The sequence below is a fragment of the Nocardia sp. NPDC051833 genome, from assembly GCF_040681225.1.
Taxonomy (GTDB): Bacteria; Actinomycetota; Actinomycetes; order Mycobacteriales; family Mycobacteriaceae; genus Nocardia.
On record NZ_JBFAYK010000001.1, the window covers coordinates 1550899 to 1564393 of the forward strand.

A 13495-nucleotide genomic window follows, 5' to 3' on the forward strand; every position below is an offset into this window, starting at 1 on the left:
CTCCTGTGGACCACCCTGCGCGCGCTGGCCGTGCTCGGGCTCGGCGTGGGGTGCGCGGTGGCGTTCCTCCACTTCGTCGATGTGTCGCAGACGAAGACGGGCCGGACGGCGGAGGACGCCGACCGGATGGCTCTGCTGTGTTTCTTCGCGGTCTTGCCGCTCACCGTGACGGGAATCGTCATGACCCGGACCGCGATTCGGCGATGGTTGTCGGCGCGGCATCGGTGGCAGGTGTGGCATGTCGAGACGCTTCGAACCGGAATTCAGGAATGGGTCCATCTGATAGATGACCGGGGAACCATCGCAGGCACTCTGGTGCTGCGGAAGTGGACCTCGCGCACGTTCAGCGGCGACGACCGGCTGGTGTGGTTCGCCGGGGTGCCGAACAAGGCAGGCCTCATCGCGAAACCGGGCGGAGCCGGCACACAGCTGGCTTACCGTTCGCTCTTCTACACGCCGCCGCGCTTCGGCACCTCGCTGTTCGTCAAGAACCAGCCGTCCGCTCCGGCTCCGCGGCCGGACAGCGCTGCTCCGGCGACAACCCCCGAACCTCCCGGCAAGCACGGCGGATTGGACGATGCCGCGTTCCCCTCACCACGAAAACTCCGTCGAACGCTGGCCTACCCGCTCGATGTCGTCCTGCATCTGGCGATCGGGTTCGGTGTCGTGTTCTTCACCGACGAGGCGACGCGGCTTGCCGTGACGCACCAGGATTGGAACAGTCCCCAGATCAAGTGGTGGACGATGGTCGGATACTTTCTGCTCGCGTCGTTCGTCGACCGGGTCGTCCTCCAATCCGTGACGAGGACGACGCTCGGCAAAGCCGTGTTCGGGCTGGTCGTCATCGACCGCGACACGGGCCGCTATCCCCGTGCGCGTCGGCTGCTCGCGGCCTGGCTGATCGGGGTGATCATGCCGCTGTTGGCCCTCGGGGACAGCTCCGTCCCGGAACGCCCCGAGCGCTACCTGCTCCCGGCGGTGCGGCGCACCGATGCGCGCCAGGTGATCAGGCAGTCTGCCTGAGACGACGAAAGACCCTCGCCTGCTGGATGATTCAGCGGGCGAGGGCCTTCGGTGAGGTATCGGCTCAGCCGAGCAGGCGCCAGTCCTCGAGGCCCTGGTAGAGCGGGACGCTCTGGGCCAGCTTGGCGACGCGGGCGCGCAGCGACTCGGTGTCGGAGGTGCCCGCCAGGGCGGCGGCGATGATGTCGGCGACCTCGGTGAACTCGGCGTCGCCGAAGCCACGGGTGGCCAGGGCGGCGGTGCCGATGCGCAGGCCGGAGGTGACCATCGGCGGGCGCGGGTCGAACGGGACCGCGTTGCGGTTGACCGTGATACCGACCTCGTGCAGGAGGTCCTCGGCCTGCTGGCCGTCGAGCTCGGAGTTGCGCAGATCGACCAGGACCAGGTGCACATCGGTGCCACCGGTCAGCACCGAGACGCCCTTGTCCTTGACGTCGGCGCCGGTCAGGCGCTCGGCCAGGATGCGGGAGCCCGACAGGGTGCGCACCTGACGGTCCTTGAACTCCTCGGTCGCGGCGATCTTGAACGCGGCGGCCTTGGCGGCGATGACGTGCATCAGCGGGCCACCCTGCTGACCCGGGAACACCGCCGAGTTCAGCTTCTTGGCGAATTCCTGCTTGGCCAGGATCAGACCGGAGCGGGGGCCGCCGAGGGTCTTGTGCACGGTGGAGGACACCACGTCGGCATACGGCACCGGCGAAGGATGCAGACCGGCGGCGACCAGGCCGGCGAAGTGCGCCATGTCGACCCACAGGTAGGCGCCGACCTCATCAGCGATCTCACGGAAGCGCGCGAAGTCCTGATGCCGCGGGTAGGCCGACCAGCCCGCGACGATCACCTTCGGCTTGGCCTTGATCGCGATATCGCGGACTTCGTCCATGTCGATGCGGTGGTCTTCCTTCGACACACCGTAGGAGTGGACGTCGTAGAGCTTGCCGGAGAAGTTCAGGCGCATGCCGTGGGTGAGGTGACCGCCGTGCGCCAGGTCCAGGCCCAGCAGGGTCTCGCCCGGGTTCATCAGCGCCATCAGCACCGCGGCGTTGGCTTGGGCGCCGGAGTGGGGCTGCACGTTGGCGAACTCGGCACCGAAGAGTTCCTTGGCGCGGTCGCGCGCCAGGGTCTCCACCACGTCGACGGCCTCGCAGCCACCGTAGTAGCGGCGGCCCGGGTAGCCCTCGGCGTACTTGTTGGTGAGCACGGAGCCCTGCGCCTGCAGGACCGCGCGCGGCACGAAGTTCTCCGAGGCGATCATCTCGAGGGTGTCGCGCTCGCGGGCGAGCTCGCCCGCCATCGCGGCGGCCAACTCGGGATCGAGCTCACCGAGAGACTGGGTATTCACCGAAGCGGTCGTCTGCGTCACGACCCTCAGTCTATGGGCCGCGCGTGGACGCCCGAGCACGGGGATAGCGCAACACCGACGCGGCCGCCACCCGGGAGACGCAGCTCACAGCCCTGCGGCCCGGTCGTCGGCCACCGCCGAACGGCACCGGCGGCCGCTAGGGCGCCGTCGGCGGTGACCGAGGACACAGTCAGACCGGCATCCGCCGGATCGCGCCCGGCGTGAGCGGCTCGTCGAGCAGACGGCCGAATCGCTCGACCCGGTCCTGCGCGTCGACGGCGTTGTCCAGCCAGCCGCCGAGCAGGCGGTAGCCCTCGACGTAGGTGCTGATGTAGGCCCGCCACAGCGGCGAGGACAGGAACCGCAGCGACTGCCGCGCCCGCTCCGGCGTGGCCAGGCTCCACCGCTGCAGGAAGGCCGCGACCTCGTCTTCGCCGCGATGCTGGTCGTGTAGCAGCAGCGCCGCGTCCTGACGCACGCTCAGCAGCTTCGCCGACGCGGTCGAGAAGCGCTCGGCCCGCTCACCGTCGAAGCGCAGCCCGAGATCGGCGTAGACCTCCTGCGCCCACAGCCCCCAGCCCGGCCCGATGATCGACTGCAGCGCCAGGTCGGCCAGTCCCTCGGCCATCAGGCACTGCGGGGTGTTGACCAGGAACAGCGTCTGCTCGTCCTCGCCCGCGGCGACCAGCCCGGCCTCCTTGCGGCAGTGCTCGGTGTGGTGACCCGGGTAGGCCTCGTGCGCGATGAGCGCGGGCAGGTGCGCCATGTGCTGCTTGAGGTCGGAGTTGATCGCGACCTTGGAGTGGAAATTGCCCAGGTAGTAGTTGAATCCGGACCACGGCTTGTCGCCGACCACCTCGTAGGTGACGGTCTCGTGGTCGGGCAGGGGGTAGCGCTCGCGGACCCGCTCGCGCAGCGCGCTGGAGAAGGCCTCGACGCAGGTCGCGAGTTTTTCCGGCGGGATCTCGTCACCGCGCCGGTAGGCGGCGGCGCGCTCGGCCAGCGGGCCGTCCCCGCCCAGCACCTCGTCCATCCGGCGGTGCGCCTCGCGGTAGTCGTCGGGGTCGCCGGGCGCGATGTCGACGTCGAAGTAGGCGCGGACCTCGTCGACGAACCCGATGTCCTCCCCGGCGAACTTGCGCGCCGAGCATTCCATCGCCACCAGGTGGGCGTCGAGGAATTCGGTGCGTCGCGCCGAAAGCCCGGCGTCGGCCAGGCCCGCGCGCAGGTCGACGGCCCGGTGCACCAGCTCCGCCGGGTCGGGGACCGGCGCGTTCTCGCTGTCGCGACGCAGCTGCGGGTCGCCGGTGTAGGCGTCGACGAAGCCTTCTTCGAGCCGGTCGAAAGCCAGTCCGAGCCGCAGGTATTCAGTGACGAGTGGATGTGACCCCATGCCGCCCGACCTTACGGGGTAATTCGGAAAAGCGGGCCCTACCTCGGCGTTGTTGCTCGTTACCGACGGGTAGCCAAACCCCCTGTTGCGCGCGGATGGCCGGGACGGAGCACAATCGCGACATGCGGTCAGAGTTATCCCGGATCTCACTGGACGGGCAGCCCAGCTGTGCGTGTGCGCCCGAACGGAGCGTCGGGTAGGTGGCACGGATGAGCGAGCCCAGCCCGTATGTGGAGTTCGACCGGAAGCAGTGGCGCACCCTGCGCAAGTCGACTCCGCTGGTCCTGACCGAGGAGGAACTGACCGGTCTCCGTGGTCTCGGCGAGCAGATCGATCTCGAGGAAGTCGCCGAGGTCTACCTGCCGCTCGCCCGTCTCATCCACCTGCAGGTCGCGGCCCGCCAGCGGCTGTTCGCCGCCACCGCGACCTTCCTCGGGGAGAAGCATCCCGACAAGCAGGTGCCGTTCGTGATCGGCGTCGCGGGCAGTGTCGCGGTCGGCAAGTCGACCACCGCGCGCGTGCTGCAGGCGCTGCTGGCCCGCTGGGACCACCATCCCCGGGTCGACCTGGTGACCACCGACGGATTCCTCTACCCCACCGCCGAACTCACCCGCCGCGGCATCATGCACCGCAAGGGATTCCCGGAGAGCTACGACCGGCGCAAGCTGCTGCGCTTCGTCACCGAGGTGAAGTCGGGCGCCGAAGAGGTGTGCGCGCCGGTGTACTCGCACATCTCCTACGACATCGTGCCCGACGAGAAGCACTGCGTGCGCCAGCCCGACATCCTCATCGTCGAGGGCCTGAACGTGCTGCAGACCGGGCCGCGGCTGATGGTCTCGGACCTGTTCGACTTCTCCATCTACGTCGACGCCAGGATCGAGGACATCGAGAACTGGTACGTGCAGCGCTTTCTCGCGCTGCGCAAGACCGGCTTCGCCGACCCCGACGCGCACTTCCACCATTACTCCGCGCTGAACGACGAGCAGGCCACCGCGGCCGCGCGCGATATCTGGAACTCCACCAACCGCCCCAATCTGGTGGAGAACATCCTGCCGACCCGCCCGCGCGCGACCCTGGTGCTGCGCAAGGACTCCGACCACACCATCAACCGGCTGCGGCTGCGCAAGCTCTGATCAGCGGTGCGTGGCCCGCACCTCGATCACGTTGCGCAGCACCGGCTTCCCGTCGACGACCAGGTCACCGTCGATGGTGCCGAACGGGTTAGCCGCGCCGGTGTGCCGGAGTTCGACGGCGATCGGGTCGGTGAGGACGCGCACGGCCGGGTCGGCACCGACCTGGGTCCAGCCGTCGCGGTAGCGCCACACCGTCGAGGACACCAGCCGCTTCGGTTCGTCGCGGTCCCAGACCAGGCGGGTCAACACGACATCGGTGCCGTCACCGCGGATGTCGGCGATCGAGCTGCACGACGGGAACGGCGGGCCGACGGAATCGACTGTCCCGGTGACGAGATCGAGCCGGTGCGCCGAGGCGGTGCCGCAGGCGACATTGTCGCGGCTGTAGCCCGCAACGACGACCGACCGGCCGCCGGGGGCGATCGCCGCCTGCCGGAAGGGCATGTTCACGTCGGCGATGCGGCCGAACTGTTGCACCGCACCGGAATTCAGATCGACCACGTAGAGGTGGTTGATACCCCAGATCGCGCCGGGGATGGTCTCGATGCGGGTGAGTACGGCCCGGTCGCGGTCGAGGGCGATCAGCTCGGTGCCGGTGAGGGCTGCCCCATCACCCAGCGGATCACGGGGTGCGGGCAGCGAAATCGCCCGCAGCACCGTGGGATCGGGCGTGCGCAGGTCGGCCTGCATGATCGCGCCGTCGCGCCACCAGCCGACCACCGCGTCATGCAGCGGGAACACCCGGGAGCAGTGGCAGTCGATGCGGCCAGAGGCGACGAGCAGCTCGGCGACCTCCATCGCGGTCACCACGCCCGCGCCGTCGACCGCGTAGGCCAGCGAATTGTCCTGGCTGAACCCGATATCGCGATAGTCGCCGACCCGGTCGCCGCGCATCCCCGAGGCGTCGGCCACCCCCATCCCGGTCGTCGTGTGCACCGCGAACAGCGGCGCCGACTGCGGCGCCGTCGTCACGATCTGCGGTCCCTGCGGCGTGGCGGTCGCACAGCCCGCCCCCAGCATCGCGACGGCCGCCGCGGCGACCACCATCCGTAACCCACTGATCCGCATCGGTACCTCCGGCGCTCCCCCGCCTCGGCGTCGCCCGAGCGGCGCCGATCGGCCGGGCACTGTGCCCGGCGCGCGGGTATACGGACTCGGCACCGGATCGGTTCGATGGGCCGAACCCGCCCACGGTGGCGCACCGCTTCCGGGCCCGTTCACCGCCAGGACAGCGCGAATCGCCGGACGCGTGTGGGTGGGCACGGGACGTGCTGCGGTCGATCGTCGCGCCGGCCGCGGGCACAAGGCGGGCGCCGACCCAGCTACCGCTGCACGGCGGACGGGGCGCCCAGCGAGACGACCTGGGTGGCGAGTTCGGTTCGCGTGCCGCCCTTCTCGACGACCAGCACACCGCGCGGAGTATCGCGCGCGGCCGTCGGATCGCCGGCGACCACCTGGATCACCGACTCCTGCGGGCGCGGCAGCAGCATGTCGACCACCGGCTGCTCGCCGACCGGGGCCCAGCCCTGGGCCGCCGACTGCAACCGGTCGACGGTGCTCGGCGCGCCCGCCACGTCGGCCCACTTCCTGGTGGCGACGGTGATCGTGCCGTCACCACCCCAGCGTGGGCGGTAGGCCGACGAGCACTCGCCCGGCAGCTCGGGCAGTCCCAGCACGGCGTTGGAGCGGGCGTCGATGGTCGCCACGTGGCCGGTGCCGCAGGACGCGCTGCGGGCGGTCGTGCCCGCCAGCACGAAGGTGTGGCCGTCGGGTCCGGCGGCGGCCGACAGGTCGGCGTCGATGCCGGGCACCCGGCCCAGCGGCAGGATCGCCTCGGTGCCGATCGCGTACAGATGGCTCTTCTCCCACCACAGGCCGCGCGACTCGACCCTGGCCAGCAGCAGGAACTCGTCGGTCGCCGCGACCAGCCTGGCCCCGTCCCACGTGCCACCGGAGAGCGGGCTCGGCGAATCCGGCAGTGTCACATCCTGTTCCGGCGCCGCGGGCGCGGTGCCCGACAGATCCATGGTCATGATCTGGCCCGGCTGCCGCCACCAGGCCAGCACCGACCCGCGCAGGGCCACCGCGTCGGTGCAGTCGCACTCGATCCGCGACACCGCGCCGTCGGCGACCCGCAACGCCACCAGCGTCTTCGACGCCGACTCCACCGCGAACGCGAACTTGCCGTCCCTGGTGAAGTTCACCGCGGCCGACGAATACCCGAAGCTCCCCGGCGCGCGCAGGGTGTCGGCCCCGCGCACCACCGCCAACTCCCCCTCGGTGCGATAGGCGAACACCGCGCCCGCCGCCTGCGGCTGATCCTCGGGCGTGATCCGGGGCGGCGCCGGCTGATCGGCGCCGCAGCCCGCGACCAGCAGCACGGCACTCGACACCGCGCCGAGCGCCGCGATCCGCGCGCGCCGACTCGGTCCTGGCTTGCTCACAACTCCCACAGCTCACCCCTGCATGTGTCGTCGGGCCTGGTCTCGCGCAGCAGCGTAGCCCGCGCCCGCCCGGGATCGCGGCGACTCTCCTACAACTTCCAGGCCGCGTCGAGCCTGGTCGCCACGTCGATATTGCGGACCGCCGCGATCTCCGGCTTCCGGATCTCCTGGGCCACATACCGCGCGACGAACCGGCGGATCTCGTGATCGACACTGGCCAGCACCCGCAGCAACTCCCCCCGCTTGGTCGCGCTCGCCACGTTCACCCGCACATCACTGGCCCGTGGCTCCGCGATGTCGATGACCACCCGCAGCGGGTCGGCGGTGCGCGCCGTCAGATGCAGATGCACCGTGCCGTCCACCCGGAACCGCGACCGATCCACCGCCAGATCGACCACCAGGTCCACATGCAGCGGAATGGTGAGTTCGAAGGAGATGTAGGCGTCGATGTAGCGCAGGATGCGTGGCCGCCCCAGCTCGACCTGCGCCGTCACCTTCGCCAGACGACCCGGCCCCACCCCGATCGGCCCGAAATCGAAAGCCGCGCCGGTGAGTTCACCGAACGCCGCGGCGATCCGCTGCTCGGAGACGGCGTATTCCAGGAAACGCCTGCCGAATTCCTCATAGCTGATGTAGGAAGACTGTTCGGGGTCCACTGCCCGCAGAGTACGCGAGCCGAGTCACCTCACACGCCGAAACGGCGGTGCCGCGCGGCGTAATCCCGCAGCGCGCGCAAGAAGTCGACCCGCCGGAACTCCGGCCAGTACGCCTCGGTGAACCAGATCTCCGAATAGGCGCTCTGCCACAGCAGGAAACCCGAAAGCCGCTGCTCACCAGAGGTTCTGATAACCAGATCCGGATCCGGCTGACCCGAGGTGTAGAGATGCTGACCGATCGCGTCGACCGTGATCGACTGCACCAGATCCTCGCCCGACTCACCCGCGGCGATCTCCTGGCGCACCAGCGAACGCACCGCGTCGGTGATCTCCTGGCGCCCGCCGTACCCCACCGCCACATTCACATGCACACCGTCGCGGCCACTCGTGCGCTCCGCCGCCACCCGCAGCCGCTTCGCGATCAGCTCCGGGAAACCCGCCAGCGAGCCGACGATCCGCACGCTCCAGTTCTGCTCCGGCGCCGACAGCTCCTCCACCACGTCGGTGATGACCTCGAACAGCGTCTCCAGCTCGTCCGGATCGCGGCGCAGGTTCTCCGTCGACAGCAGGTAGACGGTCACCATCTCGATGCCCTCGTCGGAACACCAGCCGACCAGCTCGGCGATCTTCAGCGCGCCGACCCGATGACCGTGGCTGACATCGGTGAACCCGTTCTCGCGCGCCCAGCGGCGATTGCCGTCGCACATCACGGCGACATGGCGAGGATGCTGCTTGTCGGCCAGCTGCTTGGACAGTCTGGCTTCGTAGATGCGGTACGGCAGACCACGCACCCGAGCGAGAAACTCCACGCCCGCACCCTACGCTCCCCCGCCTCCCCGCGTTTTTGCCGGTCGTGGGGAGGGCACGAGTTGCGCGCCGGGCCGACGGTGAGTACGTGGTGGGGTTCTGGGGTGGCTGGGGAGGTACCCCTGCGCTCGCGAGATCGGCGGTGTGGGGGTGGGCACGTTTGTGGTGGTGGAGGTGGGTGCTGACGTACCGTTGGCGGTAACCTACGGTACCGTAGGTTTGGACTTGGGAGGATTCGTGGAGGCTGTGCGGGCCGAGGTGCCGGAGCCGGTGATGCTCGGCAAGCCGCTGCTGCGGGGGTGGATTCATACCTGGGCGGTGGGGGTCGCCGCGGTCGCGGTGGCGGTGCTCGTGGTGTTCGGGTTCCGGGAGTCGGCGACCGCCGGGTGGTCGACGCTGCTCTACGGGGTCTCGGTGATCGCGCTGTTCGGGATCAGCGCGGTGTATCACCGGGTGACCTGGCGCAGTGCGCGGGCCCGGGTACGGATGAAGCGGGCCGATCATTCGATGATCTTCCTGTTCATCGCGGGCAGCTATACGCCGTTCGCGTTGCTCGGGCTGCCGGGGACGACCGGGCGGACATTGCTGATCGTCGTATGGGCGGGCGCGCTCGCCGGGGTGGCGTTGAAGCTGTTGTGGCCGACCGCGCCGCGCTGGGTGGGGGTGCCGCTGTATCTGCTGCTCGGCTGGGCGATCGTGCCGGTGGCGCCCGAACTGCTGCACAACGTGGGCGTCTGGCCGCTGGTGCTGCTCGCGGTCGGCGGCGTGATCTACAGCGTCGGCGCCATCCTCTACGCGACGAAATGGCCTAACCCGTGGCCGACGCACTTCGGGCATCACGAGTTCTTCCACGCCGCGACCGTGGTCGCCGCGCTGTGCCACTACATCGCGATCTGGCTGGTCGTGCTCGGCTGATCGGCGCGTGCGCGTCGTGGGCGCGACCGGGCCTTCTATGCTCGATATTCGTGTCATCCGTCAGCGCAGCTCGTGACCGCCGGGCGTCTCGGCGCGCCGGACCCGGGCGTGCGCGATGAACCGGCTGGTCCGCTGGGCGCTGCGCAGCTACTGGGGCCTGGCGCTGGTCGTCATCACCGCCAATATCGTCGGCCTCGCGGCCATCTTCCTCATCGCCTGGGCGGACGGCGTCTTCAGCCGCGTCGGGCCGAACTGGCGGGAAGCGGCCTGGCTGCTGGCCATCTATCCCGTCTTCGCCGTGGCCGTCGGCATCGCGATGGCCATCTACGACCGGCGTCGCTATCTGCGCTGGCTCGACGACGGCCGCAAGCCGACACCGGAGGAAGCGCGGCGGCTGATCGCGCTGCCCGCCGCGATCACGGTGCGCGCGGTCGTGCTGTGGATCCCTGGCATCGCGCTGACGGTCTGGCTGGTCGACCGGTTCACCGACTACGACAACAAAGCGGTCGTGATCGCCGGCTTCACGCTGGGCGCCCTGGAATCGGCGGGCGCGACCTACCTGATCCTCGACCGGCTGATCCGGCCCGCGGTCCCGATCATCACCTCGGTGCTCGGACCCACCGTGCACCCGAGCGCCACCGTGCTCGTGCGCGTGCTCGTCACCTGGGCGGTGTCGAGCGCGCTGCCCGGGCTGATCATCATCACGGTGCTCAACGATCCGGCCACCCCGGCCGAGGACCGGGTGCGCGCGGCCTGGATCTTCACCCTCGTCGCGCTCGCCGTGGGCGCCCTGGCCACCGCGCTGCTCGCCCGCTCGGTCGCCACCCCGATGCGCACGATGTACCGGGCGCTGGACCGGATCACCCGCGGTGAACTCGACGTGCGGGTGCCGGTCGGCAGCGCCAGTGAGATCGGGCGGCTGGAACACTCCGTCAACGAACTGGCCTCGACCCTGCAGGATCAGCAGCACACCGAGGACGTGTTCGGCAGGCACGTCGGCTCGACCGTCGCCGAACGCGCGCTCTCCGGCAGCACCGACCTGACCGGTGACGTGCGGATCGTGTCGGCGCTGTTCGTCGACGTCACCGGATCGGTGCAGCTGTCGGCCGAGATGGCGCCGGAACAGTTCGTGCACAAGCTCAACCGGCTGCTGGCCACCGTCGTTGCCGCCACCGAGGACAACGGCGGCCTGGTCAACAAGTTCGCCGGCGACGCCGCCCTGTGTATCTTCGGCGCCCCCTCCGCCCTCGACGACAACGCCACCCCCGCGCTGCGCGCCGCCCGCCGCATCCGCGACGAGGTGGTCGCCACCGGCGAACTCGACGTCGGCATCGGCGTCGCCCGCGGCCAGGTCTTCGCCGGTGACGTCGGCGCCGACACCCGCCTCGAATTCACCGTCATCGGCGACGCGGTCAACGAGGCCGCCCGCCTCACCACCATGGCCAAGGAGGTCGACCGCCGAGTCCTCGTCAGCGACGCCGTCCTCCAGGCCGCGACCGCCACCGAACGCGCCCACTGGAAGCGCTACAAGGACCTGCGCCTCCGCGGCATCCCCGGCCGCACCCGCACCTGGACCGACATCCCACCGGGACGCGGGTGAGCTGATCGGCGCCGCGCTAGGCGCGCAGTGCGGCGGTGAGGGCGGTCGGGTCGGTGACCGGGAGGTCGCAGACCGAGCCGCGGCAGACGTAGGCGGCGGGGGCGTCGTCGACCAGGGGGCGGTCGGCCAGGAGTGGGGCGGAGTCGGGTGGGCCCGCCAGGACGATCGCGCCGCCGGGGGCCCAGGTGCGGGCGGCGGCGAGGAGTTCGGTGGCGGCCGAGGACTTCTCGGTGGCGGTGACCGCCACCTGGAGGGGGCCGCGCAGGGACGCTTCGGCGACCGACAGCCAGTGGCCCGCGGTGCGTGGGGCGCGGGCCAGCAGGACCGCGCCGCGCGCCAGGGTGTGGTCGGCGAGTTCGCGGTAGCGCACGGCGTGCTCGGGGTCGGTGACGGCGGACGCGGTCAGCAGGGCTTCGGCGAGGGCGGAGGAGCCCGCCGGGGTGGCGCCGTCGACCGGGTCGCGCGGGCGGGCGACGAGGGTCTCGGCGTCGTCGGCGGTGTCGAACCAGCTGCCGGGGCGGTCGGGATCGGCGAAGTGGTCGATCGCGCTGTCCAGCAACACCTGTGCGGCGGCGAGCCAGTCGGGTTCACCGGTGGCCTGGTAGAGGGCCAGCAGGCCGGTGGTGAGCCAGGCGTAGTCCTCGAGGACGCCGGGCGGGGTCCCGACGACGCCGTCGAGCGAGGCGCGGCGCAGCCTGCCGTCGACCAGGTGGACGTCGAGCAGGAAGCGCGCGCAGCGGACCGCGGCCGCCACCCACGACGGTTCCTCCAGTGCCGCACCGGCTTCGGCGAGGGCGGTGATCACCATGCCGTTCCAGGCGGTGACCACCTTGTCGTCGCGGTCGGGCTGCGGGCGTTCGGCGCGCAGTTCCAGCAGCCGGGCGCGCAGCCGGTCGAAGCGGGCCGACTGCTCGGCGTCGACGGGATCGCTGCGCCGGGTGAGCACCGAGGTGCCCTGTTCGAAGTTGCCTGCCGTGCCGACGCCGAAAGCCTCTGCGGCCCAGACGCCGTCGAGCGGGCCCAGGTCGCCGATCAGTTCCGACGGCGTCCACACATAGGTGGCGCCCTCGACCCCGGGACCGCCCGGTTCCAGGTGGGTGTCGGCGTCGAGCGCGGAGGCGAACGCGCCCTCCGCGGTACCGAGGTCGGCGAGCAGGAATTCGACGGTCTCGCGAGTCACCCGGTGCGGCAACGACTCCAGCGGGGTCGAGGGCGCGCGGCGGGCGAGATGGGCGTAGGCGCGCAGCAGCAGGGCGTTGTCGTAGAGCATCTTCTCGAAGTGCGGGATGAGCCAGCCCGCGTCGACCGAGTACCGGGAGAAGCCACCGCGCAGCTGGTCGTAGATGCCGCCGCGCGCCATCGCCTCGGCGGTGCGCTCGACGAGGTCGAACACGGCCTGGTCGCCGGTGCGTTCCCAGTGCCGCAGCAGGCCTTCCAGCAGCGCCGACGGCGGAAACTTCGGCGCCCCACCGAAACCACCGCGCTCGCGGTCCTCGTCGGCGGCGATCGCGAGCACCGCCTTGTCGAGCAGGTCGGGGACGACGGCGAATTCGGCATCGGGCAACCCGGTCGCCTGCGCGCGCAGCGCGTCGGTCACCTGCTCGGCCGCCTTGTCGACATCCTCGCGACGGTTGCGCCAGGTGTCGGTGATGGCGCTGAGCAACTGGGTGAACGACGGCATCCCGCCGCGCGGCGCCTTCGGGTAGTAGGTGCCGCAGTAGAACGGCGCGCCGTCGGGTGTCAGGAAGCAGGTCATCGGCCACCCGCCCTGGCCGGTCATGGCGACGGTCGCGTTCATGTAGACCGCGTCCAGGTCGGGCCGTTCCTCCCGGTCCACCTTCACGCACACGAAGCCGGCGTTCATCTGCTCGGCGGTGGCCGCGTCCTCGAACGACTCGTGCGCCATCACATGGCACCAGTGACACGACGCGTACCCGATCGACAACAGGATCGGCACGTCCCGCTCGGCCGCCTCGGCGAGCGCGTCGGCGTCCCACTCCCGCCAATGCACCGGATTGTCGGCGTGCTGACGCAGATACGGCGAAGTCGCGTTACCCAACCGGTTCACAGTGCCAGCCTCCCAGATCGGTGTGACCTCAGCCTAGTGCGCGGCCGTTTCCCGGCGAGTGACCCATGCCACCCGGAGCCGCTGTCAGGAAATCCGGGGCTGCCTCGTTCAAGGAGC

Annotated in this window: 11 protein-coding genes; 4 read left to right on the top strand and 7 right to left on the bottom strand. The window is 70.4% G+C overall.

Annotated features, from left to right (window positions below; genetic code table 11):
* Positions 1–30 precede the first annotated feature (30 nt).
* A complete protein-coding gene (locus AB0L91_RS06915; protein WP_365007818.1) occupies positions 31–1023 on the top strand; it encodes an RDD family protein in 993 nt (330 codons plus the stop codon).
* Positions 1024–1087: 64 nt separating this feature from the next.
* On the opposite strand, the gene glyA is transcribed toward AB0L91_RS06915, so the two are convergent.
* A complete protein-coding gene (glyA, locus tag AB0L91_RS06920; RefSeq protein WP_365007820.1) occupies positions 1088–2383 on the bottom strand; it encodes a serine hydroxymethyltransferase in 1296 nt (431 codons plus the stop codon).
* Between the two features lie 169 nt (positions 2384–2552).
* On the bottom strand, positions 2553–3755 hold the full coding sequence (locus AB0L91_RS06925; RefSeq protein WP_365007822.1) for a DUF885 domain-containing protein: 1203 nt from the start codon (positions 3753–3755) through the stop codon (positions 2553–2555).
* Positions 3756–3955: 200 nt separating this feature from the next.
* Between AB0L91_RS06925 and coaA the strand changes: the two genes are divergently transcribed.
* Positions 3956–4888 (top strand): type I pantothenate kinase, encoded by a 933-nt coding sequence (gene coaA / locus AB0L91_RS06930; RefSeq protein ID WP_355273097.1) that lies wholly within the window; start codon positions 3956–3958, stop codon positions 4886–4888.
* Here the strand turns inward: coaA and AB0L91_RS06935 are convergent, their stop codons facing one another.
* From AB0L91_RS06935 to AB0L91_RS06950, 4 genes are all read right to left on the bottom strand, one after another.
* Complete coding sequence (locus AB0L91_RS06935; RefSeq protein ID WP_365007825.1) at positions 4889–5956, bottom strand: hypothetical protein; 1068 nt, start codon at positions 5954–5956, stop codon at positions 4889–4891.
* Between the two features lie 254 nt (positions 5957–6210).
* The gene (locus tag AB0L91_RS06940; RefSeq protein WP_365007828.1) at positions 6211–7332 is read right to left on the bottom strand and encodes a hypothetical protein; all 1122 of its coding nucleotides are present in this window, start codon (positions 7330–7332) and stop codon (positions 6211–6213) included.
* An 89-nt stretch (positions 7333–7421) separates the two neighbouring features.
* A complete protein-coding gene (locus AB0L91_RS06945) occupies positions 7422–7988 on the bottom strand; it encodes a hypothetical protein (protein ID WP_355273106.1) in 567 nt (188 codons plus the stop codon).
* A 29-nt stretch (positions 7989–8017) separates the two neighbouring features.
* A complete protein-coding gene (locus AB0L91_RS06950) occupies positions 8018–8797 on the bottom strand; it encodes an isoprenyl transferase (protein WP_355273109.1) in 780 nt (259 codons plus the stop codon).
* A 271-nt stretch (positions 8798–9068) separates the two neighbouring features.
* Between AB0L91_RS06950 and AB0L91_RS06955 the strand changes: the two genes are divergently transcribed.
* Together AB0L91_RS06955 and AB0L91_RS06960 are read left to right on the top strand one after the other, a co-directional pair.
* Positions 9069–9710, top strand: a complete 642-nt coding sequence (locus AB0L91_RS06955; protein ID WP_365011206.1) for a hemolysin III family protein — start codon at positions 9069–9071, stop codon at positions 9708–9710.
* 115 nt (positions 9711–9825) lie between these two features.
* Positions 9826–11310, top strand: coding sequence for an adenylate/guanylate cyclase domain-containing protein (locus AB0L91_RS06960; protein ID WP_357343020.1), 1485 nt, complete (start codon positions 9826–9828; stop codon positions 11308–11310).
* A 16-nt stretch (positions 11311–11326) separates the two neighbouring features.
* Here the strand turns inward: AB0L91_RS06960 and AB0L91_RS06965 are convergent, their stop codons facing one another.
* The gene (locus AB0L91_RS06965) at positions 11327–13378 is read right to left on the bottom strand and encodes a thioredoxin domain-containing protein (RefSeq protein ID WP_365007832.1); all 2052 of its coding nucleotides are present in this window, start codon (positions 13376–13378) and stop codon (positions 11327–11329) included.
* Positions 13379–13495 lie beyond the last annotated feature (117 nt).

Excerpts from the sequence above, each read along its gene's own strand:
- AB0L91_RS06925 (WP_365007822.1), bottom strand. The coding sequence starts at position 3,755 with ATGGGGTCACATCCACTCGTCACTGAATACCTGCGGCTCGGACTGGCT.
- AB0L91_RS06935 (WP_365007825.1), bottom strand. The coding sequence starts at position 5,956 with ATGCGGATCAGTGGGTTACGGATGGTGGTCGCCGCGGCGGCCGTCGCG.
- AB0L91_RS06955 (WP_365011206.1), top strand. The coding sequence starts at position 9,069 with ATGCTCGGCAAGCCGCTGCTGCGGGGGTGGATTCATACCTGGGCGGTG.
- AB0L91_RS06960 (WP_357343020.1), top strand. The coding sequence starts at position 9,826 with ATGAACCGGCTGGTCCGCTGGGCGCTGCGCAGCTACTGGGGCCTGGCG.